This window comes from Bacillus sp. 0102A (assembly GCF_036765155.1).
In the GTDB taxonomy this organism is placed as follows: Bacteria; Bacillota; Bacilli; order Bacillales; family Bacillaceae; genus Bacillus; species Bacillus subtilis_G.
This window is the reverse complement of the sequence record NZ_JBAIZW010000002.1, coordinates 661,085-685,220: the sequence shown is the minus strand read 5'-3', so window position 1 is coordinate 685,220 and position 24,136 is coordinate 661,085. Positions and strand designations below refer to the sequence as shown.

Annotated in this window: 25 protein-coding genes and 3 riboswitches; of the genes, 14 read left to right on the top strand and 11 right to left on the bottom strand. The window is 43.5% G+C overall.

The window, feature by feature from the left end:
* Positions 1–22: 22 nt before the first annotated feature.
* A complete protein-coding gene (gene metE, locus V6D41_RS07640) occupies positions 23–2,311 on the bottom strand; it encodes a 5-methyltetrahydropteroyltriglutamate--homocysteine S-methyltransferase (RefSeq protein WP_333517778.1) in 2,289 nt (762 codons plus the stop codon).
* Between the two features lie 127 nt (positions 2,312–2,438).
* A riboswitch (SAM riboswitch) is annotated at positions 2,439–2,594 on the bottom strand.
* Between the two features lie 131 nt (positions 2,595–2,725).
* Complete coding sequence (gene isp, locus V6D41_RS07635; protein ID WP_333517777.1) at positions 2,726–3,685, bottom strand: serine protease Isp; 960 nt, start codon at positions 3,683–3,685, stop codon at positions 2,726–2,728.
* A 223-nt stretch (positions 3,686–3,908) separates the two neighbouring features.
* Here isp and rsbRB point away from each other — a divergent pair, with 223 nt between their 5' ends.
* Positions 3,909–4,742 (top strand): RsbT co-antagonist RsbRB, encoded by an 834-nt coding sequence (gene rsbRB, locus V6D41_RS07630; protein ID WP_333517776.1) that lies wholly within the window; start codon positions 3,909–3,911, stop codon positions 4,740–4,742.
* A 33-nt stretch (positions 4,743–4,775) separates the two neighbouring features.
* Here the strand turns inward: rsbRB and thiX are convergent, their stop codons facing one another.
* From thiX to V6D41_RS07610, 4 genes are read right to left on the bottom strand one after another with little or no spacing between them, the layout of a single operon-like run.
* Positions 4,776–5,540, bottom strand: coding sequence for an HMP/thiamine ABC transporter permease ThiX (gene thiX / locus V6D41_RS07625; RefSeq protein WP_333517775.1), 765 nt, complete (start codon positions 5,538–5,540; stop codon positions 4,776–4,778).
* Entirely contained in the window at positions 5,515–7,158 is a 1,644-nt protein-coding gene (locus V6D41_RS07620; RefSeq protein ID WP_333517774.1) for an ABC transporter ATP-binding protein, read from the bottom strand. Before V6D41_RS07620 ends, thiX begins: the two co-directional genes overlap by 26 nt.
* Entirely contained in the window at positions 7,145–7,744 is a 600-nt protein-coding gene (locus V6D41_RS07615) for an ECF transporter S component (RefSeq protein WP_148963799.1), read from the bottom strand. Before V6D41_RS07615 ends, V6D41_RS07620 begins: the two co-directional genes overlap by 14 nt.
* 1 nt (position 7,745) lies before the next feature.
* Complete coding sequence (locus V6D41_RS07610) at positions 7,746–8,348, bottom strand: Ykof family thiamine-binding protein (protein WP_333517773.1); 603 nt, start codon at positions 8,346–8,348, stop codon at positions 7,746–7,748.
* Between the two features lie 94 nt (positions 8,349–8,442).
* A riboswitch (TPP riboswitch) is annotated at positions 8,443–8,555 on the bottom strand.
* 102 nt (positions 8,556–8,657) lie between these two features.
* Between V6D41_RS07610 and ykoG the strand changes: the two genes are divergently transcribed.
* From ykoG to mgtE, 7 genes are all read left to right on the top strand, one after another.
* Positions 8,658–9,344 carry a two-component system response regulator YkoG gene (gene ykoG, locus V6D41_RS07605; RefSeq protein WP_333517772.1) on the top strand — a complete coding sequence of 229 codons (687 nt, stop codon included), beginning with the start codon at positions 8,658–8,660 and terminating at the stop codon, positions 9,342–9,344.
* 3 nt (positions 9,345–9,347) lie between these two features.
* Positions 9,348–10,709, top strand: coding sequence for a sensor histidine kinase (locus V6D41_RS07600; RefSeq protein ID WP_333517771.1), 1,362 nt, complete (start codon positions 9,348–9,350; stop codon positions 10,707–10,709).
* Entirely contained in the window at positions 10,709–11,386 is a 678-nt protein-coding gene (locus V6D41_RS07595) for a PepSY domain-containing protein (RefSeq protein WP_333517770.1), read from the top strand. Before V6D41_RS07600 ends, V6D41_RS07595 begins: the two co-directional genes overlap by 1 nt.
* Before the next feature lie 93 nt (positions 11,387–11,479).
* A complete protein-coding gene (locus tag V6D41_RS07590; RefSeq protein WP_333517769.1) occupies positions 11,480–11,995 on the top strand; it encodes a PepSY domain-containing protein in 516 nt (171 codons plus the stop codon).
* A gap of 230 nt (positions 11,996–12,225) precedes the next feature.
* Positions 12,226–12,363: a transcriptional regulator SplA domain-containing protein gene (locus V6D41_RS07585; RefSeq protein ID WP_003218541.1), complete on the top strand. Its 138-nt coding sequence runs from the start codon at positions 12,226–12,228 to the stop codon at positions 12,361–12,363.
* A 107-nt stretch (positions 12,364–12,470) separates the two neighbouring features.
* Positions 12,471–12,637, top strand: a riboswitch (M-box (ykoK) riboswitch).
* Between the two features lie 92 nt (positions 12,638–12,729).
* A complete protein-coding gene (locus V6D41_RS07580; protein ID WP_277986989.1) occupies positions 12,730–12,852 on the top strand; it encodes a hypothetical protein in 123 nt (40 codons plus the stop codon).
* A gap of 17 nt (positions 12,853–12,869) precedes the next feature.
* A complete protein-coding gene (mgtE, locus tag V6D41_RS07575) occupies positions 12,870–14,225 on the top strand; it encodes a magnesium transporter (RefSeq protein ID WP_087990953.1) in 1,356 nt (451 codons plus the stop codon).
* A 42-nt stretch (positions 14,226–14,267) separates the two neighbouring features.
* Here the strand turns inward: mgtE and tnrA are convergent, their stop codons facing one another.
* The gene (gene tnrA / locus V6D41_RS07570) at positions 14,268–14,600 is read right to left on the bottom strand and encodes a MerR family transcriptional regulator TnrA (RefSeq protein WP_003218544.1); all 333 of its coding nucleotides are present in this window, start codon (positions 14,598–14,600) and stop codon (positions 14,268–14,270) included.
* Between the two features lie 193 nt (positions 14,601–14,793).
* Here tnrA and V6D41_RS07565 point away from each other — a divergent pair, with 193 nt between their 5' ends.
* From V6D41_RS07565 to V6D41_RS07555, 3 genes are all read left to right on the top strand, one after another.
* The gene (locus V6D41_RS07565; protein WP_087990954.1) at positions 14,794–14,949 is read left to right on the top strand and encodes a hypothetical protein; all 156 of its coding nucleotides are present in this window, start codon (positions 14,794–14,796) and stop codon (positions 14,947–14,949) included.
* An 87-nt stretch (positions 14,950–15,036) separates the two neighbouring features.
* Positions 15,037–15,219, top strand: a complete 183-nt coding sequence (locus V6D41_RS07560) for a stress protein (RefSeq protein WP_148963793.1) — start codon at positions 15,037–15,039, stop codon at positions 15,217–15,219.
* A 132-nt stretch (positions 15,220–15,351) separates the two neighbouring features.
* Positions 15,352–15,816 (top strand): MarR family winged helix-turn-helix transcriptional regulator, encoded by a 465-nt coding sequence (locus V6D41_RS07555; RefSeq protein ID WP_003232536.1) that lies wholly within the window; start codon positions 15,352–15,354, stop codon positions 15,814–15,816.
* Here V6D41_RS07555 and V6D41_RS07550 read toward each other — a convergent pair.
* Positions 15,813–16,949, bottom strand: a complete 1,137-nt coding sequence (locus V6D41_RS07550) for an MGDG synthase family glycosyltransferase (RefSeq protein WP_333517768.1) — start codon at positions 16,947–16,949, stop codon at positions 15,813–15,815. The two genes, V6D41_RS07555 and V6D41_RS07550, sit on opposite strands and share 4 nt — an antisense overlap.
* A 91-nt stretch (positions 16,950–17,040) precedes the next feature.
* On the opposite strand from V6D41_RS07550, the gene V6D41_RS07545 reads away from it, so the two are divergent.
* Positions 17,041–17,592: a YkoP family protein gene (locus V6D41_RS07545; RefSeq protein WP_333517767.1), complete on the top strand. Its 552-nt coding sequence runs from the start codon at positions 17,041–17,043 to the stop codon at positions 17,590–17,592.
* Between the two features lie 29 nt (positions 17,593–17,621).
* Here the strand turns inward: V6D41_RS07545 and V6D41_RS07540 are convergent, their stop codons facing one another.
* Positions 17,622–18,434, bottom strand: coding sequence for a metallophosphoesterase (locus V6D41_RS07540; RefSeq protein ID WP_333517766.1), 813 nt, complete (start codon positions 18,432–18,434; stop codon positions 17,622–17,624).
* Positions 18,435–18,628: 194 nt separating this feature from the next.
* On the opposite strand from V6D41_RS07540, the gene V6D41_RS07535 reads away from it, so the two are divergent.
* A complete protein-coding gene (locus tag V6D41_RS07535; RefSeq protein WP_333517765.1) occupies positions 18,629–20,323 on the top strand; it encodes a DUF6044 family protein in 1,695 nt (564 codons plus the stop codon).
* Between the two features lie 12 nt (positions 20,324–20,335).
* On the top strand, positions 20,336–21,349 hold the full coding sequence (locus V6D41_RS07530; RefSeq protein ID WP_087990960.1) for a glycosyltransferase family 2 protein: 1,014 nt from the start codon (positions 20,336–20,338) through the stop codon (positions 21,347–21,349).
* A 23-nt stretch (positions 21,350–21,372) separates the two neighbouring features.
* On the opposite strand, the gene V6D41_RS07525 is transcribed toward V6D41_RS07530, so the two are convergent.
* Together V6D41_RS07525 and ku are read right to left on the bottom strand one after the other, a co-directional pair.
* Complete coding sequence (locus V6D41_RS07525) at positions 21,373–23,208, bottom strand: DNA ligase D (RefSeq protein ID WP_333517764.1); 1,836 nt, start codon at positions 23,206–23,208, stop codon at positions 21,373–21,375.
* Positions 23,209–23,211: 3 nt separating this feature from the next.
* Positions 23,212–24,096 carry a non-homologous end joining protein Ku gene (gene ku, locus V6D41_RS07520; RefSeq protein ID WP_442893051.1) on the bottom strand — a complete coding sequence of 295 codons (885 nt, stop codon included), beginning with the start codon at positions 24,094–24,096 and terminating at the stop codon, positions 23,212–23,214.
* Between the last annotated feature and the right edge of the window lie 40 nt (positions 24,097–24,136).

Sequence of the window (24,136 nt, the reverse complement as noted above, 5' to 3'; positions counted from 1 at the left end):
AGGCAGATGGTTTCTATCCTACTTATACAAGCTGTGTTTGTTTAGCTCTTGCCTGCTTCGCTGCCTCAACCATATTTTTCAAGGCTGCGACCGTTTCTTCCTGTTGTCTTGTTTTCAATCCGCAGTCTGGATTTACCCAGAAGCGGTCAGTCGGACAGACGGCAAGCGCATCCACGATAATGTCGTACATTTCTTCGATAGACGGCACCCGAGGGCTGTGAATGTCATATACACCAAGGCCGAGCCCTTTCAAATACGGATGGTCTTTTAAGTAATCTAAAAATCCTCCGTGGCTTCTGCTGTGTTCGATTGTAATCACATCGGCATCAAGATCATTGATCGTATCGACGATGTCTTCGAAGTTGCTATAGCACATATGTGTATGAATTTGCGTCTCATTTTTCACGGAAGAAGTGGTTAATCTGAATGCTTCAGCCGCCCAAGTCAAATACTCTTCCCAATCGCTGGTTTTCAATGGAAGGCCTTCTCGCAGCGCTGGCTCATCGACTTGAATGATTTGAATGCCTGCGTCCTCAAGCGCTTTTACTTCTTTGCGAAGGGCGAGCCCGATTTGGAAGGCGATATCTTTTCTCGAAATGTCGTTTCGAGGGAAAGACCAGTTTAAGATTGTAACTGGGCCGGTCAGCATTCCTTTCACATGCTTGGATGTCAATGACTGTGCATATAACGTGTCTTTCACTGTCATCGGTTCAATAAATTCAACATCTCCGTAAATGACTGGCGGGCGGACACAGCGTGAGCCATATGATTGAACCCATGCGTATTTTGTGAAGGCAAAGCCGGCCAGCTTCTCACCGAAGTATTCGACCATGTCTGTCCGTTCAAATTCACCGTGAACAAGGACATCAAGTTCCAATTCTTCCTGAATATCAATCCATCGTTTTGTTTCTTCATTAATAAAGTTTTGATACTGTTCATCAGACCACTCATTTTTCCGCCATTTTTGGCGTGCGCTCCGCACTTCAGCAGACTGCGGGAAGCTTCCGATCGTAGTCGTCGGCAAAAGCGGAAGGCCGAGAGATTCATTTTGCAGGGCTAAACGTTCTTCAAACAGAATCGGGCGTTTGAAGTCTTTATCGGTTAATTGCTCAAGCTCTTTCTTCTGTTCGGAATTCGCGCCTGTTGCAAACTGTTTGAGCGCCTGAATATCCGTTTTAGCCTGCTGAATGTGTTCGCTGATCGCCGCTTTTCCTGATACTAAGCCTTCTTTCAAAGCTGTCAGCTCGGCTAGTTTTTCTTTTGCGTATGATAATCCGTTCAGCAGATCCTTTTCCAAATGCTCGTCAGGGTGCTTCGCTACCGGAACGTGCAGCAGGCTGCTGGAAGGCTGAATCCACAGTTCATCCACTTTTGCAATGCTGAGAATATCAAGAACGGCATCGAGACGTTCTTCGAGATCCGCTTTCCAAATGTTGCGTCCGTCGATAACGCCGGCTGCCAGCACTTTGTCTGCTGGAAAGCCGTGTGTTTTCAGCTGTTCCAGGTTTCTGCCTTTATCGTGAACGAAATCAAGGCCAATTCCCTGTACTGGGTAAGAGATCAGCTCTTCGTAAGCATCAACAGAATCAAAATACGTTTGCAACAGCACATTCAAGGATGAAAGTTCACTTGTGATGTTTTCAAATAATTCTTTTGCGCCGCGGACATCTTCGCTAGAGGCTGTAACAAGCGCCGGCTCATCGATTTGAACCCATTTTACGCCTTCTTCTTCAAGTTCTTTCAAAAGCTGTACATATAACGGCACAAGACGTTTTTGGATCGCTTTTGCTTCAGACGGTTCATAGCCTTTAGCAAGCGTAACGAACGTATAAGGGCCGACAATCACAGGTTTTGTTTCAACGCCGTATTCCTGTTTGATCCGGCGGTAATCTGTGAGCTGTTTGTTTCTTGTTAGGCGGAATTCAATGCTTTCGTCATATTCAGGAACGATGTAATGGTAATTTGTATTAAACCATTTTGTCATTTCACTAGATACGGCGTCTTTTATTCCGCGGGCGATAGCGAAGTATGTATCGGTAGCGTCAGTCAAATGTCTGAATCGTTTTGGAATCCAGTTGAAGCTGATTGCTGTGTCGAGTACATGGTCATACTGTGTGAAATCAGAAACAGGCACAACATCAATCTGCTGGTCGATTTGTGTTTTTACTGCGGATAAAAAGAGGTCGTCGATTTGCTTTAAAAACGTATCTTTATCAGTGCTGCCTTTCCAATACGCTTCAAGCGCTTTTTTCCATTCTCTGTTCAGTCCGATTCTTGGAAATCCTAAATTCGATGTTTTGATGGTTGTCATTGTTTCTCCTCCTTTATATGTAAAACACTCTCGTTAACCCGCGGATACAGGCTGCTAAGAGGTTTTCTCACAACAAAAAGCCTCTTTCCCATGAGAGAAAGAGGCTTTTCTGCGTAAAACACTGCCTCTCTCATCTCTCAGACACAATCTGATGGAATTAGCACCGTGCCTTATGAGACAGCAGTCTCGGCGCGAAAAGCAGTGCGCCCCATTTCACAATGGAATTACGGTCGGTTGCTGTTGGGGTCAAAAGGCCAATCCCTCGCCCAACTCTCGATAAGAGAAAATGTTATTAATTTTTTGAAAAGTTGAATCATTTGTTGGTAATCTTAACAGTAATTCAAATTTGTTGTCAACATAGAATTTGAAATTTTATTTACTCTATGTGGTTTATGTTATATAAGAAAAATAATTTTATAGGGTCATCAAATGTGATTGCTCTGCTCTTTCTGCCAGCTCATCAGGTGCGGTTAAATACAGGAATCCATTACCTGCCAGCGTTTTTGCAATATCGAGAGGGAGTGTTCTGCGGACCAGCTGTGCATAAACTTCAGTTTCAGAAAGCTTTCGTTGAAATGATTCTTCTTCATAGCTTTTGATTAAAGCAAGCGCTCCGCTGACATGAGGGGCAGCCATTGAAGTGCCGGTAAGCTTACCGTACTTCTTGTTAGGAAGGGTGGATAATATATTTTCTCCCGGTGCCACAAGATCAATCTCTTTATTAGCGTTAGAAAATTCTGATAATTCACGCGCTACGGAAACAGATCCAACCGCGATCACTTCATTATAAGCCGCAGGGTAGGAAAGCTCTTCTGTTCGTTCGTTTCCGTCTCCTTCATTTCCCGCTGCGCAAACGACAAGCACTCCGTTTTTGACGGCGTTTTTCACCGCTTCTTCAAGCTCCGGCACATCGTTCGGTCCGCCAAGGGACATCGAGATGATATCGGCTTTCTGTTCCACAGCGTAGTTAATGCCGTTAATAATCCATTCATATTGGCCGCTGCCGTTTGCACCGCCAAGAACTTTCACAATCAATAGGCTTGCCTCAGGCGCGACCCCGGCAATGCCGCCGTTTGAATCGTTAGCTGCAATCGTTCCGGCGACATGTGTGCCGTGTCCGTTGTAGTCGGAAATCACATCTTCCTTGCCGCCGTCATCATCCGTGAAGTTCTTTCCGCCGGTGATTTGATTTTTTAAATCAGGGTGGCTTGTATCGCAGCCCGTGTCCAATACAGCGATTTTTACATTTTTGCCTTTTACCCCTTTTGCCCACATTTCTGGCGCTTTAATTACTTTAATGCCCTCAGGAAGCTCGTTTACATCCATGATCTGCTCATTTGTCACAAACGGGATCAAGCGGATTTCACCATTCATAAAAAAGCCCTCCTTTTTTATGCTTGCAAGTGGATTCAAGGGTGTTGCATCATATTATATGAAAAAAGCAGACGCTCGGACAGAGCCATTTGAAGCATTTTGAAAAAATAAAGTACAACCCAAAGAATTATTAATTTTCAAAATACTGGATGGTATCAGCGTGTATGACTGGGATTCAGCTGTCAGTCAAGTTATAATAGTGTCTGGGGAAAGGAGCAGTGTGATGAAACTGAATGAAAAATTATATGCGTTTTTTTCAGAGCATGTGGAACAAATGGCTGATGAATGGATTGAAACGATGGAAGAAAGCGATCCGAATTCGATTTATGCCTTACATAATGCATCTGTAACAGAAGAATTGAAAGAACAGGACAGAGAATTTTACCGGCATCTGAATGACATGTATGTTTTACCGGAAAAACAATTTCTCGAAGAATTTCAAGTGTGGGTCATTGAGCTGACGAACGATCAAAAGCATCTCGACACTCCGGTTCAGTATGTGATTCGGGAGTTTATGAGAAACCGGAGATTATATACGACATATTTTGAGAAGTTCGCAGAAGAAAATGAGTCGGCGTTTGAACCGGGAGAGAAACAAAAATGGGCCGATTTGATTGTAAAAGTTTTTGATTTTACCATTTATACATTCGTCGATCACGCTGAAGCGAATGCCAAACAGCAATTAAACGCCCAGAGAGAAATGATATTGGAATTAAGCTCGCCTATCATTACCCTGAGCAAATCAACAGCTCTGCTGCCGCTTGTCGGTGACATTGACACTGAACGTGCAAAGTTCATTTTAGAAAACACGCTTCAAGCTTGTGCAAAAAGACGCGTGGAGCATCTGTTAATCGATCTATCAGGTGTGGTGGTGGTTGATACGATGGTGGCGCACCAAATCTTTAAATTGATTGAGGCGCTCACTTTAATCGGTGTAAGGTCAACCCTGTCAGGAATCAGGCCTGAAATCGCGCAAACCGCTGTACAGCTGGGGATTGATTTTTCGAATATTACAATTAAAACCAATCTTGCCCAGGCATTAAACTATCATCAATAAGAAAAAATCCGCTATCGTCGATAGCGGATTTTATTATAAGGCAAAACATAAGGATATGAAAAAAGATCCTGCGAATAACAAGAGAACGAGGCAAAAGAACACCCAATCGCGGCTGTTTACGGTCAGTGTCCGGTAATATGTCCGGTTTCTGCTTCCTGTAAAACCTTTTGATTCCATCGCAAGCGCTGTCCGTTCCGCTTTTCTGATGGCGCTTGCCAACAGCGGGATGATATACCGCTTTAGCGCGCTGATTTTCTCAATGAAGCCGCTCTCCGCCGCTCCTCCTCTGATTTTATGAGCCTGCTGGATCAGCTGGATTTCTTCTTTTAGCAGCGGAAGAAAACGAAAGCCTGCAATGACCCCATATGCGAGCTTTGGTGAGAGCTTGCATTGCTGGACAAGGCTCAGCATAAATAAAATCGGATCGGTCGTAAAGACAAACATCATCGATAATGCGGAAAAGCACAAAATACGAAACCCGAGAGAAATGCCGACAGAGACATTATCACTGTTGATTGAGATAGGGCCTGCTTGAAACAAGAAATTATCCGGAGTTGTCGGAACCTTGCCAAAAACAGCGGCTGTCCATACGCATCCGAATGCCAAAATCAAAAACGGAATCGTAAACAAAAACCATTTTTTTAAAGGGATTCTCGCCGCCAATAGGACACCTGAAACGATGATGATATAAAAACACGCAGGAGTGTAAGGATTGTAAATAAACGACAGCATGACGACACACAAAAAAACCGCCGCGGCTTTCACTGCCGGATTAATGAGATGTAACGGCTGCTTCATCACGCACCTCCTCTTGGTAGACCATCCATTCATATAGAAGGGGGAGGGTGAGCTTGGCTTTTTGGACAAGCCCTTTTTCCTGAGAAAATAACTGCGCTGGAGATCCGTCAAAAACTAGATTCGTATCATGGAGAACAAGCACGCTGTCGGCATACGAAGAGACAAGCTCCATATCGTGCGTAATCATAAGGACAGCGGTTCCTTCTTTCTTAATACGCCGAATCATATCCATGCATTCAGCCGCCGTGTGGGCGTCCTGGCCAAAGGTTGGTTCGTCTAATAATAAAACCTTTACATCATGCATGAGCATAGTAGCAACACTCAGGCGCCGTTTTTGTCCTTGGCTGATCGCAAACGGATGATGATCAGCCAAATGCGCAAGACTGAAACGATCCAGCAGATGGTGCGCTTTTTCCTTAGTTTCAGCATTTACTTTTTGACCGAACATCAGCTCGTCATACACCGTATTGGTGACGAACTGATGCTCCGGGTTTTGAAAAACAAATCCCAAACGTTTTCGCAGTTCTTTTTCTTTATATGACTGCAGCGGCTGATCATATAGAAGAATCTTGCCGCTTTGCGGCTTCATAAGACGTGCGAGAACAGATAAAAGCGTCGATTTACCAGTGCCGTTAGGGCCGACAAGCGCCGTCAAAGAGCCTTCGTGCAATGAAAAGCTAAGGTCTTTGAAAATCGTCTGATGTCCTCTTGCGAATGAAAGGCCGCTGACTTCCAGCACACTCTTCCCAGAAGGAGTTTCTTTCTTTTCTGCATACTCGGCAGGAAAAGGCTTTTTGAACAGCGTTTCCTTTGATAAAGTAAACGGCATACTGCATTTTTTCTGCAGATCAGATACTTTTGGAATCGCGATGCCCATTTGCTTTAGGGTTTCTGCTTCGTGCTGGAATAGATCTTGCGTTCGGCCATCCAGCGCTTTTTTTCCTGCTTTGTCCAGCACGATCGTTCTTTCAATCCAAGGCGTCCAGTCATCAAGCTGATGCTCAATGACAAGGAGGCTGAAACCTTTATCACGCTGAAGATCTTTCATCATATGAACAAACTCCCGCGCTGAATAAGGATCTAGAAGAGAAGTCGGCTCGTCTAACATAATGAGCTCAGGCTCCATCGCTAAAATACAGGCGAGCGCAACTTTCTGCTTTTGTCCTCCTGACAGAGTGGATATTGTTTTTTCTTTTAAATGAGCAATACGTAATTTTTCTAAAACGGCATCGATCTTCTCCGTCATCTCTTCTTTCGGAATCTGCAGATTTTCCAGCCCGAAAGCGATTTCGTCCTCCACCGTCAGCATGCAAAACTGCTGATCGGGGTCCTGAAAGACGACCCCGGCATACTGGGCTGCCATTTCGGAGGCTCCAGGGTCTGTGACCGGCTTTTCAAGTAAAAATACATGCCCCGACTGTGTGCCGTCGCAAGCCTCCGGGTAGAGACCGTTTAAACAAAGGGCGAGCGAGCTTTTTCCGCATCCGCTCGGTCCTAGCAACAAAGCGCATTCTCCTTTTTGAAGCTCAAACGAAATATTTTGAAAAACCGGGTTCTCGTCTTCTTCATAAGAGAAGCTGAGCCTGTCAACCGTGAGAAGCTTATCAAAGGCTTGCATGTTCTGATACCCGTTTCCGTTTCTTTTTCAGTTCCTTTCCGAGTGCCATTCCGTTTAGCACGCCCGTATAAGCGAGAGAGTCGCTGACAGCCTTCCCGAGAAGTCCCGCAAGAAGTGCGCCGGAAGCAAGACGGATGATAAACAAAATGAGAAGATAACCTGGTGAATAGGCAATATAGCCAGAAACAAATAGATTATAGATAAAGCTGGCTACTGAAGATCCCATTCCTGCCAGCATAAGTACAGGCAGAGAATATGCTTTCCAGCGCGTCGCGAGAAATACAGCTTCAGCCCCGAGACCTTGAACGATGCCGACGACGATGACCATCGGGCCAGATGGATTTCCCAGCAGGCATTCAACGAGAGCGGCTATGACTTCAGAAACTAGCGCCGCTCCAGGTTTTCGAATAATGTACGCGGCGATGATGGAAACGATAAACCAAATACCGAAAATAGGTTCATAAGCGATTGGACCGAACATACCTGCAAGTACGTTTCCAAAATGCGTAAATAATAAATAAACCACGGCAAAAACAATACTGATAACGGACATAATGACAATTTCTTTTACTTTCCAGCTTTTCATTTTATCCCTGCTTTCTGTTTTTTCTAGATGGACTGTTAGCCGAAACATTAACAGTCATGGTTACGTGCTTTGTTTGCTTTCCAGCCATACGGAAAACGGCTTCCAATGTCCTGAATACGTCATGCGCATCCCCGTCAAGCTCACTCGCGTAATGGACACCTTGTACGAAGGTGCCTTCTGCTTTCGCAATGTCGACAGCTTCCATGATCAAGCCCATATAATCCGGCTCATTCATCGGATAAAGGGCAAATTGGCACGGCGCTTCCGCGTTCAAGCTCCGGACAGCATCTTCATTGACACGATTATCGTCTGCGGAAAGATATGTATCTCCTTGTGTGTCACCCGGGCATCCGATGGAAAACGTGCCGTTCATGACGATGTGTTTTTCGCTGTTTGCCGCGTAAAGATAAATGGCTTTGGCTGCATCGAATACATGATCAGCCGATCCTCGTAAGATTGTGCTGATATGGTCGGTTTTCGTCCAAACCTTAGATGTGTCGGTTTTTTTCAGTGCAGACTTGATCACATTGATAAAATCATCTGTCATCGGATATAAAGAGAACCGAAAACCGGCGATTCTGCTTGTACCGCATATTTGCTCCATTTCTTTCACCTCTTGTTTTTTGGTAAAATAAAAAACTGCATATTCTAAGGGAATATGCAGTAAGAGATCGATTAAGCGCACAAAAAATACACCATTCGGTCAACCTGCACTTCCCCACGCTGGTATTATCCAGATCGGGTCATAAGGGATCAAAGCGCGTTACTCCCGCGCTTTATCTCAGCCAAAACAGCACCCCTAGTGCTTTCCGTATACAATTTTTTATGTTGACATCATAATAGATGATAAGAATCATTTTGTAAACCAAGAAATCATTTTTTTCATATCGAGTCAGGAGAGGGATGAGCGGATTTGGAAAAAGGACACATATTAATTGTGGAAGATGAAGAAAAAATCGCCAGAGTGCTTCAGCTTGAATTGGAGTATGAAGGTTACAGCGTTACCATGAAACACAATGGCACGGAAGGGCTGAATGCGGCAGCGGAAGGCGGGTATACCTTGGTGCTTCTTGATGTTATGCTTCCGGGACTTAGCGGCCTGGAGGTGCTGCGCCGCTTGAGAAAAACGGATTCGCAAACACCGGTCATTTTATTAACGGCGCGCGACAGTGTGCCTGATAAGGTAACTGGACTGGACATCGGTGCCAATGACTATGTCACAAAGCCGTTTGAAATTGAAGAATTACTTGCCAGAATCAGGGCGGCACTGCGCCAAAAAGGGACAAAAACAAAAGATATTGACACCTTTCTTACTTATGACGACTTACGGGTGAATGAAAAAACACGTGAAGTGAGACGCGGAGACAAAGAGGTGGAATTAACGCCGCGGGAATTTGATTTGCTCGTCTATATGCTGAAGCATCCGCAGCAAGTGCTGACACGGGAGCAGATTTTAAGCTCAGTATGGGGATTTGATTATATTGGTGATACAAATGTCGTGGACGTCTACATCAGATACATCAGAAAAAAGTTGGATTATCCTTACGAAAAACAGCTGATCCATACGATTCGAGGGGTTGGCTATGCCATTAAGGGGTAAAAAATGAAGCTAAAGACCAAGATTCATCTATACACATCACTATCGCTGTTACTGTTATTAATTCTGGTCCATACCGCGGTCTATCTCATTTTTTCATCCGCCCTGACATCAAAGGATGCGGCCCGGCTTGCAGATGAGACCAGTAACATCGCCGAAGCACTGCATACTGCTGAAACAGAAGGAGTGGCTTTGCAGGACATGCTGCAGGCCTATCTTCCGGCAAACGGCATGGTCCGTGTTGTGAATGGAGATCAAAAAGCTGTTATGACCATGACAAAAGAAAAAGCGTATAAAGAATTCCCTCTCGCTTTTCGTAGTGGTGAAACTGCAGATGTAAGGAAACATGACGGCAAACTGTTTGCTGAAGCTGCTGTTCCGGTTATTTGGACCGATGGACAAGTGGTATCTCTTCAGCTGGTTGAAAGGCTGGAGAACACAGAAGAGAGTCTGTTTCTGCTGAAAATCATCTTAATCGCTGCGAGTGCTGCTGTCTGTATCGCTTCTTTTTTTGCGGGAAGCTTGCTCGCCCGCCGGATCATCAATCCAATCAGGCGATTAATGATGACGATGAAAGACATACAGCGGGAGAAAGCAATCAAAACGATTTCCTTGGAAGGACAGTCCCACGACGAGTTATATCAGATGGGGCTGACGTTTAATGAGATGGCGATGATGCTGAAAGAGCATTACGATAAACAGCAGCAATTCGTTCAAGATGCTTCACACGAATTGAAAACCCCGCTCACGATTATAGAAAGCTACAGCAGCCTGATGAAGCGATGGGGAGCAAAAAAGCCGGAAGTGCTTGAGGAATCGATAGAAGCCATTTATTCAGAAGCGCTGCATATGAAAAAACTGACCAATCAGCTTCTGACGTTGGCCAAAAGCCACGAAGGCCTTGAGCTTGATCTGAAAACAATCGATCTGGTTGAAGTGTCGCGCACTGTCATGCAAACGCTCCAACCTGTCTATCAGCGTGACATTTTTCTTGAAACAGATAAGGAGAGCCTGTTTGTAATAGCTGATGAGGAACGCATCAAGCAGCTGCTGACCATTTTGCTCGATAATGCCATTAAATATAGTGAAAAAGCCATTGTGATGACAGTCGGAACGAGGAATGGGCTGCCGTTTTTGTCAGTAAGGGATGAAGGCATCGGAATACCTGAGGAGCATATCCCGCACCTGTTCGAACGGTTCTACCGAGCGGATGAGGCTCGAAACAGAAAAACAGGCGGAACGGGTTTAGGCCTTTCCATTGCCAAGCAAATCGCCGATGAGCACGGCCTTGAGCTGTCTGTAAAAAGTACGCCGGAACAAGGAACAGCTGTCACCATGGAATTCAGAGAACAGAATGGGGGAGGCTGATGAACAAAACAATCAAAGCAATATCTGCTGCAGCGGCGATTTTAGCCATCATCATCTGTGCGGTTCTTATCATTCGGCAAACCCATGAAGATGTAATGTCAAAGGAGGTTGTCGTAAAAAAAGTCGAAGCCTCTTATAAAGGCGAGATCACGAATGTAACACAATCAAAGGATAAAAAAACATATGATATGACCCTTGAAAATCCAAAGGGAACTTATTTTATAAAAGCTGATGCAAAATCGGCTGACATTCTTTCGATGAACAGAGTTAAAGCGATGAATCCATTTGTCATGGCAGAAAAAGAAGCCGAGCAACTCGCACTTGAGCGGGTCCCGGGAACCGTCAAAAAACAAACACATCAAAATCGTGTTGCCACATATACCATTCAAAAAAAAGACGGAAAAACATACGAAGTGAAGGTAGACATGCAGGCAAAAGCAGTTGTGTCTGCTGACCAAATCAGCAGTAAAGACCAACCCAAAACACCGATTACGGAAAACGAAGCGAAAACCATTGCAGAGAGAGAAACGGGCGGGACGGCGGATGACGCAGATCTCGAAGAAAGTGGGGGCACTCTCATCTTTGAAGTGGATGTTGATCTTCCGGATGATAAAGAAGCGACAGTGAAAATCAATGCCTACACCGGAAAAGTTGCGAACATTGTGTATGAAGACTGACGTTTTCTCATCAAATTCTTATCTTTTTCTCGTTTTCCTTTCATATTGAGTGTGTAAACTGTACTCATACAAAAACAAAGGAGGAATTACATAATGCTTAAGAAACGATGGATGGTTGGTCTTTTAGCAGGATGTTTAGCGGCTGGCGGATTCAGCTACAACGCGTTTGCGAAAGAAAACAATGATAACACACAGACTGCCGCTTCCAAGACTGGTACACTCACTGAACAGGAAGCAGAATCAATTGCCAAAACGGTTGTTGACGGCACAGTGGAAGACATCGACAGAGATATTTACAACGGCAAAGAAGTCTATGAAGTAGAGATCGAAAAAGACGGTGAAGACTACGACGTATATGTAGATACTAAGACAAGACAAGCGCTTAATGACCCGTTAAAGGAGAAAGCAGAACAAGTCGCTATAACAAAAGAAGAAGCTGAAGAAATGGCCTTAAAGCAAACGAATGGAACCGTAACAGAAAGCAAGCTTGATGAAGACGATGGTGCTTACATCTATGAAATTGAAATCAAAACGAAACAAGGCACTGAGGCGGAATTTGACATTTCCGCAAAGGATGGACGTATCATCAAGCAGGAGATAGACGACTAATCAAAACCCCGCTAGAGCGGGGTTTTCAGCGTGTCGACAAACTCTGGCATTCGTTGTCAGTCCTGCGCGTTGGTGCTTACGAATTTCTACATTCGCTGTGCTCCAATCCTTGCCCTTCCTGGACTTCAAGGGTTTTGTCAACAATCTGAACCCCCGCATATCAGCGGGGGGTTTTTTCATGATAAGAAGCCTTCGTTTGGACAATCTAAATAGAAAAGGAGGCGAAACACATGGAAAAGAAAGAGGAGCAATACATCAATCAGGCTGAATATGTCCCTCATCCGACAAAAGAAGGAGAATATGCTTTATTTCTTCATGAAACATATCATTTGCTCTCGGAAGATGATGAAACGCAAACAACAGAATAAGGGCTTAGGCCCTTGTTTTGTTCCGTTATTGTGATGAAAGCGCATTAATTACTTTTTTGAGTTGACACAGCTTGTTTTTTTCTGTAATCTCAGTGTGTCAATTCAATTATGAACTTCGTTAGGTGAGGCTCCTGTATGGAGATACGCTGCTGCCCAAAAATGTCCAAAGACGCCAATGGGTCAACAGAAATCATCGACATAAGGTGATTTTTAATGCAGCTGGATGATTGCTCCTATGCCATACAGTGCTAAAGCTCTACGATTGAAGGCGCCCGCACGCTTTTTTTTGCCGTGTTTCTTTCTCCTTCAATCCCGAAGGCTTTTTTTATGCCTTTAAAACGAATCTTATCAAAGGAGGTGCGGAGTATGGATTCTCCCCATTCGAGTCAATCTGAAGAAGTACCCATATACTATGACAGCAAGACAATTGATTATACGGTGAGGAGACGATCTGCCGCACCTTCAGGCGAGGCCGGCACGTCTCCGTAGAGGAGGTACGAGTCCTTATGGTTCAAAACATGACCTATGACGAACTCATTTTACGCATCATTATTTTATTGCGAGACGGGAAGATTAAGGATTTCAGAAGCGTTATTGATGAGCTTCAGCCCTATGATATGGCATTTATTTTCAAAGAAATGCCGGAAAAACACCGCGCCCGCTATTTATCTTATTTAACTGTAGATGATATCACGGATATGATCGGGGAGCTGGAGCGCGAATTTCAGCTTGCCGTCTTAAATAAAGTCGGAAAAACAAAAGCAACACTTGCGATGAACAAAATGGACAACGATGACCTCGCGCAATTGCTTGAAGAAATGGATGAAGAACTGAAGGAACAGCTTTTGTCCAGCATGGAAGCGTCAGAGTCAAAAGCTGTACAGCTTTTGATGAACTATCCGGCCGACTCAGCGGGACGCATGATGACAAACCGGTTTGTGTGGATTCCTCAGCATTACACGGTAAAAGACGCGGTCGTCAAATTAAAAAGCTTTGCTGAAATAGCTGAATCGATCAACTACTTATATGTCATCAATGAAAGCAAACAGCTGGTGGGCGTGCTATCCTACCGTGATTTGATTTTGGGCGAACCTGAAGAAAAGGTGCAGGATTTAATGTTTACCCGCGTCATATCAGCAGACGCTCTTCAGGATCAGGAAGAAGTTGCCCGTCTGATTGAACGTTACGATTTCTTGGCGATCCCGGTTGTGGAAGAAAACAATGTTCTTGTCGGCATTGTAACAGTCGATGATATTATCGACGTCGTCATTCGGGAAGCTGATGAAGATTACGAAAAATTTGCCGCTTCCGGTAAAGACATCACCTTTGACACAAAGTCTTATGTGGCGGCATACCGACGCCTGCCATGGCTGATTTTGCTCTTGTTTATCGGGCTGATTTCAGGAAGCATTATCAGTTATTTTGAAGATGCGCTGCAGCAGGTTGTCGCGCTGGCATTTTTCATGCCGATGGTGTCAGGGATGACAGGAAATACGGGAACACAATCCCTCGCGGTTGTCATCAGAGGGTTGTCTAAAGAAGAATTGAACAAAAAAACGATTGTACGCCTGATCTTTCGGGAGTTCAGAACAAGTATTTATATCGGAGCGGTTTGTTCTGTGCTGATTGCGATTGTCTCCATCTTATGGCAGGGAAACGCGCTGCTGGGATTTGTTGTCGCTTCTTCACTATTCTTCACTTTAATTATCGGCACAATGTCAGGAACAATTATCCCTATTATTTTGCACAAGCTGAAAGTAGACCCGGCGATCGCTTCAGGGCCGCTGATCACAACGTTAAACGATATTTTGTCTTTATTAATTTACTTTGGCATTGCCACTGCATTCATACACTCATTATAAATGATAAAAGTCCGTCTCAATTGCGAGTCGGACTTTTATCATTTAACGGTTTTTGTACCGAAAGTGCGCATTAAGCTGCCCCTCCAGCATTTTTTTCCGCACTTGCGGATCGTTTTTTAACATTTGCTCTTTTTTTCGCATATCTTTTAAAATCTCTGCCGTCTGTACGCCGTCTTCACGCTTATTGGCGATATCCATCAGCCGTTCCACATCGGCAAAAGAATATTTTCTTGTTCCCCTTGAAGAACGTTGCGGATAAATGAGTTTTCGTTCCTCATAATACCTGATCTGTCTTACGGACAATCCTGTCAATTCACTCACAATCCCGATTGAAATCACTTTTTTGTCTTTATAAGAATGATCTTCTGTGGCCATTTTTCCACCCCTGGATGTCTTTTGATAATATTATACAAAAAACAAAGAGAAAAAACCTGACGCTTGTCATATTTTCTAACATCAAATAGAAGATTTTTGAAAAAATACGGAAGAAAAATTAACAAGAATAATGCGTAACACACAAGTGCGTTTTATCCTTTATATAACGATTAACTGAGGAGGAAGGATAATCATGGAGGAAGAAAAAGCGGTCTCACTGGCAAAAGAAATTATAGAGTTGGATATCAAGCGTGATGAAATGCTGGAGACGTTTATGCAACTCGCCGGAGAACATGCTTTTCAATTATTAAGATCGGTTCAAAACGGACATTACCGAAAATCTTCGTAATTATAAATTCTTTACATTAGATTCATACCACGTTCATTTAAATAGAGTATCTTGTGTATAGGATACCTCATAATAAAGGAGGACGCCATGAGTAATTTATTGAAATCCGCTTTAGAAAAAGAACGAAGCCATTATTCTGAAAAACTCTTTCAAATAGGAGTTTATAATAAAGAAGTCATGAACAAAATGACGATTTCTGAACTGCGGAAGGAATACGCATATTTCTTTCGAAGCATTCCAAATGACAAAAGATATCCTTATACAAGATAATGTATAAGGATATTTTTGCTTTCAGAAGGAATTTCTCGAATGATAGCGAATACATATAGTAAGGGACTGAACTCTTATTATATGTAAGGGTTTTCATTATTTTTTTATAAAAATCCTATATACGAGGTAGATATGATGAGATTATCGTTTAACGAAGAAGAAGTTGAGCGTGCGATGAATTTGTACAGAGTTTTTGCAAGGGCTTTCAAAAGTGTGTCTGAACATAGTATCCGTGACAGCAAAGAGCATGGCTTTAATCCCACTGAATTTGCTGTATTGGAGCTCCTCTACACAAGAGGCCCGCAAAAATTACAGCAAATTGGGTCGAGACTTCTGCTAGTGAGCGGAAACGTCACATATGTCATTGACAAATTAGAAAGAAACGGGTTTTTAGTAAGGGAGCAGGACCCGAAAGATAAACGCTCCGTTTACGCGCATTTAACTGACAAGGGCAATGAGTATTTGGATAAAATTTATCCGATTCATGCACTGCGTATTGCGAGAGCGTTTTCAGGCCTTTCGCCTGATGAACAGGATCAGCTGATCGTCCTGCTGAAGAAAGCAGGCATTCACAGCCAGCATTTGCTGTTTCGTTAATATTCTACACTCTCTGTTTCAGGGAGTGTTTTTTTGTTTGATATGATCCTTTTTAATACATCTTCAACCTTTCGATCAGAGATTTCGGCAAGATATCCATTGACATGCTTTTCATATTCTTTCATCTGTTTATTCGATTGGAAAAATGCCGCCATACGCTCCTCTGCTTTCTGCATACCCCAATTTCTCATATCTGTGACAAGTTTCCGTTCCTTTAGAAGGTTCAAATTCATTTCCTCCTGGCCCGGCAGCGCATGATAAATAAATACCGGAAGCCGTTTCTGTAAGCATTCGCTGATAGTCACGCCTCCTGGTTTTGTCATAATACCTGACGCCTGTTCGTATAAACGGTTCATCTCTGCTTTGCTGTGAAGGTAGGGAATCGCCTCAATAAAAGGATGGCGTAAACTTTTGACATAGCAGTAGAGCTTTTCGTTCCGGCCGCATAATATTTTGTATAAGATATTTCCGCCTGGCGACAGATCCCGCACCCATTTTATTATACCCCCGACCCCCATACTGCCGCCTGTGATGATGATGGTATATGGCGGATGATGCTGACAGGTATCTGCAGAATCCACTTCAAACATCCGATGAAGGGGAATGCCGGTCATGTATATGCTTTTCGGATCGATTCCTTCAGACATAAGCTGCTTCTTTATATCAGCAATCGGAGCAAAATGGTAATCAATGTTCTCACGTCCCCATAATTGATTCACAAAAAAATCAGTATATACATTTACAACCGTCATATTCGGATATTCCGGCTTTAGCCGGTTCAGCAGATAGGAAGGCAGCGCATGTGTGCAGAAGGCGATATCAGGCTGTTTTTCTTTGAGGATGTGCCTCATTTGTTGTGTGAACAGCCATTCGTACATGGGATAGCGTTTGTCATTTTGATATCGTCCGCAGGCGAGGAGCCTGTAAATGCCGTTGTACGTTTTCGGGAAATATTGAATCCATTTCAAATAAGCCTCGGAGGACAGTTTTTCTAATCGTTTGTATGCGTGTGAAAAGATATCAATTTTCTCAGATGCGAGTCCTTGAGACTCCAGTTCAGCCTGAAGGGCATTCGCCACATGGTGATGCCCTGTGGAAATGCTTAAAAAAGGAAAAATAAGAATGTTTTTCATGATGGTCCTCCTTAAAAAATATGGTAACTATATTTTGGGGAGAACGTTCACAAAATATAAGGGTGTTTTTGATCATAAGGAAGGTGAAGAGATGAAAACCTGTTTCCTTTCCATTTGGAGAGTGATTGACCCGATTTATTTCTTTTTTTCAAGACTGACCTTGATTGACAAGGATCGAAAAAGCGTCTTTCGAGTCAGGCTGACGAAGTACAAAGGACATCATGTCGTGCTGAGCGACGGAACGCATATCAGGAAAAATGATGTGCTCGTTAAAATCCATCTGCACAACATTAAGCTTGTCAGGGATCTGCAAAGCATTGAGAGCGCAGTCAGAAAGGGAATCATTATATATCAAAAAGTATATCAATCGATGCCGATCCTTTTGGATTACATCAACAAGCATAAAAAAAGTGAAAAAATCAAAGGGATTGTGGGCATTACAATGCTTGACAAAGGTGTGGAAAGGCTCGGCTTTGATGTGGTCACCCCGGTCAATCCTTTCTACAGATGTTTTAAAAAGATCACCCATATGCCGATTTTATATCTTACTTCAAAGCCGGTGTGCTTGCGGCATTTACCGAATACATCCTATTTGTTTATTTCGAAAGAAAAACTTCAGAAAACCTATCAAAAAAAAGACTGATGTCTGGGGTCAGCACAGTCTTTTTTAGTTTATATCTGATGAAATGTCACTTCAGGGCGGCTTCCGACACGGATATTTACACCGGTTTGTCCTAAACCTTCGCTGATATAAAACGGTTTATCGTGGTGATAATGAAGCCCTTTAATCATGTTCATGCGCACGAGCTTGCCCATTTTCACCAAGTGATACGGTTTTGGCCAGTGGATTTGCCCGCCGTGAAAATGGCCTGAGAGCAGGTAATCAAAATGAACATCTTTCATATCCAGAATAATGTTTGGGTCATGTGTTAATACGAGCTGATAGCCGTTTTCTAGATCTTGATAAGAGCCGGCGATATTACTGCGGCTCGTACTGTAATCATCAATGCCGATAATATTGACAGGCCCCGCAGCCGTCTCAATTTGAACATGTTCATTTTGCAGCGTGATACAGCCGTTTTCCTCTAAAACACGCTTCAATCTCAGAAAGTCCTTATCTTTTAATACATAATCATGGTTACCGAACACCGCGTACATTCCATATGCAGGTTTCAACTTTTGCAATGCGTTTAAGTAACCTGCCAGCTTCGGAATATTACGTTTCCGATCTAGAAAATCTCCGGTGAGCGCAATGATGTCCACAGGCTGATTTTTTGTTAAACGATATAGCTCTTCAGGTGAAACAGAAATGTTTTCTAAGTGAAAATCTGATAAATGAAGGATATTCAATTTTTTTCTAGCTGGAAGGCCGTCTTTTTGATCAATTGAAATGGTGTTGACCTTCACATCTTTTGTATTGCGGTTCGCTTTATATATAAATGGCACAGATACGAGTATGGCTAATGAAAGTAAGATTGTAAACAAAATATATCCCCTCCCTCCTATCAGTATAGTAAGTGATCATGCCTTAAAGATAGCGGGAATTAATGGGTAAGAGACAAGTTAAAAACGATTATCTTCTGATGAATGTTTTGGAAGGGAAAAGGGATAATAAATTTTGACACATGAGGCAGAACATGCCGGATATGGAGTCAGAATAACAGATGGATGTGTAAGCGATGTTACGATTGTTGAGACAACACAAAAAAGAAACATATTATCTCTGGATCGCATTATTTCTCCTTTTGCTGTATGTATCCCCGCTTTTTATTTTAAAGGAAGATGCCCATATTCGCGTCCACGATAATTTAGATTCCAATATCGCTTGGTACAAGGTTTTGGCGGATAGCGGAGAAATCATCGGCAAGGTTGACGCAGCCATTCCGCAAATTATTAACGGGCTGCCGAGAGATGCCTTTGGCACTGAGTGGAGCGGGATTGTTTGGCTGCACGCTTTCTTTTCTTCCATGACCGCCTATGCAATAAGCCAGACGATTACAAGGGTTGTCGCTTTTTTGGGAATGTATGTGCTGCTGAAGAAACATGTGATTCCAGAGCCAAAAGCGGCTTTCATCCGAATTGGCGTATCGCTGGCATTTGCTTTAACACCTTTCTGGCCTTCGGGAATGCTGAGTACGCTTGGATATCCTTTGGCACTGTGGGCTTTTTTGAATATCCGAAAAGGGGATATCTCATGGAGAGAGTGGCTGACGCTCGGTTTGCTTCCTTTATATTCAAGCTTTGTCTTAGGTTTCTTCTTTTTCTTGGCAGGAATGGCGTGCTTTTGGCTGTATGATGCCATCACACAAAGAAGATGGAATTTGATGTTTTTAGGCAGTATTGCATTTATGACAAGTATTTACCTTTTCGTTGAATATCGGCTTGTGTATTCAATGCTGTTCTCCCACGCGCCGATGCATCGGATAGAATTTATCTCATCACGGCATGACGTATGGCACTCACTTCGTCTATCCGTAAAAAACTTTGTCTATGGTCATAATCATGTGATGACCGTTCACACCGTTGTCATCCTCCCGATCCTGCTGCTTATATTTGCGGCTGTGCTGTTCAAGCGAAACCGGACAAAGCTAGAAAATGTTTATCTGTTTTTATTTGCGCTTAATTACGGACTATCTTTATGGTATGCGTTTTGGTTCAACAAAATATGGGCTGTGCCAAAGCAGAAATTTGCTTTTTTAGCTGAATTTAATTTTGCGCGTTTCCATTTCCTCCGGCCGCTTGTCATATATGTAAGCTTTGCGATAGCTCTATATCTCATATGGCGGATGGGGAGAGGGGGGAAATGGCTTGTATACGCCGCAGTCGCTGCACAGCTGATGGTTTTGGCGCCTTTTAATGAAGAGTATACGTATGGCGTTCACTACAATGCGCCGACATTCCGGGAGTTTTATGCATCTGAGCAATTCAAGGAGATTAAGGAGTATATCGGGCGTCCGCAAGATTCGTACAGGGTGGCAAGCATCGGACTGCATCCGTCTATCGCCCAATATAACGGGTTTTACACGTTAGATACGTATAACAACCTGTACCCGCTTTCATATAAATATGAATTTAGAAAAATCATTGCAAAAGAGCTGGAAAAAAACGCTCGGCTGAAACAGTATTTTGATGAATGGGGCAGCCGTTGCTACCTTTTCGTCGATGAGCTCGGGAAACGATATGATTTTAAAAAGAACTCGAAGAAAACGATCAACAATCTTCAATTAAATACAGATGTATTTAAAAAAATGGGCGGTCGTTACATTTTTTCTTCAGTTCCGATCATGAATGCTGATCAAAACCATCTCGTGCTTGTGAAGACGTTTGACCATATAGATTCGGCCTGGCGCATTTATTTATATGAAACAAGATAAGGAGGATAACGATTGAAACAGCCACAGCCAGTGTTAACCATCGTCGTTCCGTGTTTCAATGAAGAAGAAGTGTTTCAAGAGACCTGCCATCAGCTGACAGAGGTTGTAGACGGCTTGATTGAAGAAACATTAATCGCTGAAGACAGTAAAATTCTGTTTGTCGATGATGGCAGCAAAGACCGCACTTGGGCCTTGATTGCCATGGAAAGCATAAGAAACAAGAAGGTTGCCGGCTTAAAATTAGCCTGCAATGTCGGACACCAAAAAGCGCTTTTAGCCGGACTCCATAAAGCGAAGAACAAATCAGACTGTGTCATTTCAATTGATGCTGATCTACAGGACGACATTTCTGTTATCCGGGATTTTATATTGAAGTATCATGAGGGCTGCGAGATCGTTTACGGCGTCCGCCGCAGCAGAAAAACCGATACCTTTTTCAAGCGAACGACCGCTTTAGGATTTTATCGGCTCATGAATAAGCTTGGGATTAAATTAATTTATAATCATGCTGATTTTCGACTAATGAATAAAAGATCGCTTGAAGAGCTTGCGCGCTATCCGGAAGCGAATCTGTTTTTAAGAGGAATTGTTCCCATGATCGGCTTTAAATCCGCCGAAGTCTTGTATGACCGAAAGGAACGTTTTGCCGGCAAAACGAAATATCCGCTGAAAAAAATGCTATCATTCGCTTTTAACGGGATTACATCATTCAGTGTCGCGCCGATTCGCTTTTTTACGCTTTTAGGTTTTGTTTTATTTTTCGTCAGCGCTGTGGCGGGAATCGGTGCATTTATTCAAAAGCTGCTCGGCCATACAAATGCAGGCTGGGCGTCGCTCATCATTTCCATTTGGTTTTTGGGCGGTCTGCAATTAATGGGAATCGGGATCATCGGGGAGTATATCGGAACCATTTTTTCAGAAGTGAAAAGCCGGCCGAAATATGCGATTGATATCGATTTGTATAATGAGCCGCTGAGCCCGCTCCAGCGCCAGGAAAAAGAGCGGTTAGAAAAAAAGTACAGTTGAATGGAAAGAGCTGACTTATTTCGTCAGCTCTTTCCGTTCAACTGATGTAAAATGGCGCTAAGAGGTTCGTCTTGCGGGCTGCGGTAAAAATCGAAAAATGGGCAGCCCTGCTTCTTTATCCGGTCGACGACGGTATCAATTGTAAACATAGCGGGTGTTAAGGATGTTTGTACCTCGTGCCAATAGAGCGGTGCCGCGACAGTGCCAAGCTCGTTCCCCCTTGTCGAATAAGGACAGATAATCGTTTTTCCTTCTGCATGCTGCAAATAATCAAGATACAATTTGCCGTGCCTGTTTTTGATCAGGCGTTCTGTGGTAAATAGCTCTGGAAATGCATTGGTGCAGTACTCTGCGACCAGCTGTGTAAATTGGCGTGTTTCTTCATACGTAAATGCCTCAGGGGACAAGGGGATATAAAGCTGGATGCCCTTGTTTCCGGACAGCTTCGGGTACGATGTGATGCCGAAGGAGTCAAACAGCCGTTTCAGTTCATTTGCAGCCTGCACGGCCATGAGAAAGTCCTCTCGTGAAGGCGGGTCCAAATCAATGACAATCTCAGCCGGCCGCCTGCTTTTAATGGTTTGAAAAGGAACATGAAACTCCAAAGCAAGCTGGTTGGCGAGCCATAACAATGTAGACATATCCTCGCAGACGATATGTTCATGGCTTCCGTCAAAGAAAGATTGAATAAAATCCGGCGCATAGTCCGGCTTATTTTTTTGGAAAAATGATTCGCTTCTTGATCCATGCGGATAGCGGATGACTGTGACAGCACGGTTTTTCAAAAAGGGAAACAGGTAGTCACTGACTTCAATCATGTACTGAATAAAATCTTCTTTTGTTTTTTTATTCTTTTCAAAAATGATTTTATCCAGACTTGTGAACTGCAGCTTCGGATGGACCGGTTTGGAGTGGCGGATGACTTGCGCATACGTGCATTCGGTCCAATCCATATGGAATTCAAAACCGACAAACGATACCTCTCTCAATGTGCCTTGGAGAATCGTTAAGTATTGAACGGCTGCACATATCGATGGTTCGAGCGTATATTCGCCTGATGGTGTTTGATGTCCGTGCTGTTCCATAATTTTGCGTACGGCATTTTTTTCTTCATCGCGCATTCCGTGTGAGACAGAGGCAATCGGTGTCATCACGCCGTTCTTTAACACAGATACTGTCAGAAATCCATTGTTGGGGTTGAACCCTGTTATACAAACATAAGCTTGTTTAAAGTTTTTATATTTAAGCCAATCGGATGACCGCTTCTTTTCAAGCCATTTGCTGTTTGTTTTCTTCGCTACAATTCCTTCTCCATCATATTTCGTAACCATCTCCCAAATCGTATCAAAATAGTCAAAGGAGGGGATATACTGAATGGTTTCCTTAGCATAAGGGTTTGGAGATGCAGGAAGTTTTGGCATAGCCATAAGGTCGTACAGCAATTTTTTTCGATCCAGGTACGAAAGTGACGATACATCTTCTCCGCGTCGCTCTAACAAATCAAAGGCGAGAAAGCAGCACGGCCGCGCGTTGGCCGATTCCTGGATTTTATCTGGTCTTTTCAAACGCCCCCGCACTTGAATGTGCTCAAAATCTGAACGACAAGGGTTCACCAAACATACAATCTCACCATCAAGTGTCAGCGGAAGATCTTTTTCTATGTGCTGAAAGGCGGTTTTGGCGAATTGTGTGATTTCAGGGAAGGTGCTGGTAAGCTCCAAGCCATTTCTGCTAGTTAAGGTCACACCTGCCAAATGGATGCGGAGGATACAGCGGTACCCGTCATATTTTACTTCGTAGCGCCATTCTGCTCCGATTGGCGGTGAAGAAGTAAGGACGGGCTGCATGGTGAACGTCATGGGCTATGACGTGCCGGAGGCTTTTTTTCTAGTCGTTTTTCGTTTTTTATCTCCGGCTCCTTTCGGTTCAGCGGCTTGTGCTGGTTCGGCTGCCGGTTTTTCCCGGTTCGGCTTTCTTGTTCTGTCGATGCTTGCTTGCAGGGCGCTGACCAGATCAATGACATCTTCACGAGGAGGCACTTTATCAGGTGTGACGGCTGTTTCCTTATTCTCGAGCTTATCATTAACTCTTTGCAGCAATGCGTGCCGGTACGTGTCCTCATATTTCTCCGGCTCAAACTCAGCTGTCAGCTCATCTATTAATGTGATTGCCGTTTGCAGTTCCTTATCGTTTACATTCGATTGATCCGGTACACCCGGGACATGGACAGCGCTTCTGACCTCATCCGGATAATGGATAGACTCCATCACGATACAATTTTCATAAACGCGGAGAATGGCTAGCTGCTGCTTCGACCTGATTGTCATATTGGCGATGCCGATCTTTCCGGTTGAGCGCAGCGCTTCACGCAGAAGAGTATAGGCTTTCGTGCCGTTATCTCCGGGTCCGACAAAGTAGGAGCGGTTAAAATAAATCGGGTCAATGTCCTGAAGCTGAACAAAATCAACAATCTCAACCGCTTTTTCCTCATGCTCCTGCTTTAAGCTTTTTAGATCTTCATCCGTGAGCACTACATATTTTCCTTTTACATATTCATATCCTTTCACAATTTCATCAGGACCGAGTGTTTTTTCGCAATTCGTGCAAATTTTTTCGTATTTGATAGGCGCGTGATCCTCTTTATGGAGGCTGCGCAGTTTAATGTCTTTATCTTCTGTGGCCGCATATAGCTTGATTGGGATGTTTACTAATCCGAAACTGATCGATCCCTTCCACATTGTATGCATATCAATAAACCCCTTTTTTCTTTTAGTGTGAAGAGGAGGA